The following is a 1,015-nucleotide window of genomic DNA, read 5'->3' on the forward strand; positions in this document are numbered from 1 at the left end:
GCGGCCGGGCCACGCGGGCCGCCGCGGACGCGGAGGCGGAGCTGCGCCGGCCCGGGCCCGGCTGGCCGAGGCGGAGTCGGCGGCGGGAGCGGCCCGGGCCACCGCCAAGGAGGCGCGTTCGGTCGACGAGGCCCGGCTCTGGCTGCTGCTGGATACGATCGGCCAGGCGGCCGTCGGGCTGCGCCGCGAGCTGGCTCTGGACCCGGTCGAGAAGCTGCCGGCCGACTTCGTCGCGGACGCCTTCGCCGACCCGTCGGCCACCACCCCGGCCGGCACCGCCGCCCGGGCCCGGGACACCGACGACCCGGCCCGGCTGGATCAGCTGCTCGCCCTGCCCCGGGCCCACCTGGTCGTCGACGGCTACAACGTGACCAAGCGCGGCTTCGGCGAGATGTCCCTGGAGCAGCAGCGCAAGCGGCTGATCACCGGCCTGGGCGGGATCGCCGCGCAGACCGGGGACGAGATCACCGTGGTCTTCGACGGGGCCGAGCGGATGCACGGCCTGCCGCCCACGCCGCGGGGGGTGCGGGTGCTCTTCTCCCGCAAGGGCGAGACCGCCGACGAGCTGATCCGCCGGCTGGTCCGCGCCGAACCCACCGGTCGGCCGGTGGTGGTGATCTCCTCCGACCGCGAGGTCGCCGACGGGGTACGCCGGCACGGCGCGTATCCGCTCGGCGCGGACTCGCTGCTGCGCCGGCTGGCCCGGTCCTGACGACGCTTGATCGGTTTCGGGATGGCTGCGACCTCGTTGTCCGTTTCTGTCACACCCCTCGCCTAGCGTCGACGTGACCGACGGTGGTCGGGCGGCCACGACCGGGCGTCCGCCCGCCGCCGCCGTGACGCGTCAGGAGGCGTTCATGCTCATCGACTGCGACAGGTGCGGGATCCGGGGGGCGGGTTGTTCCGGCTGCCTGGTGACCGCGCTGCTCGACACCGGCGCGCCGGCCGCCGACCTCGGCGCCGCCGAGCACCGGGCGATCGAGGTGTTCGCCCGCGCCGGCTTCGAGGTGGAGGT

The 1,015-nt window shown here is 75.9% G+C and carries 1 pseudogene; it reads left to right on the top strand.

Annotated features, from left to right (window positions below):
• Window positions 1-712 (top strand): annotated as a pseudogene (locus JNW87_RS39080) (NYN domain-containing protein); the annotation flags it as partial.
• Window positions 713-1,015: the final 303 nt, after the last annotated feature.

It is taken from the genome of Micromonospora sp. ATA51, from assembly GCF_016802855.1.
GTDB classification, from domain to species: Bacteria; Actinomycetota; Actinomycetes; order Mycobacteriales; family Micromonosporaceae; genus Micromonospora; species Micromonospora sicca.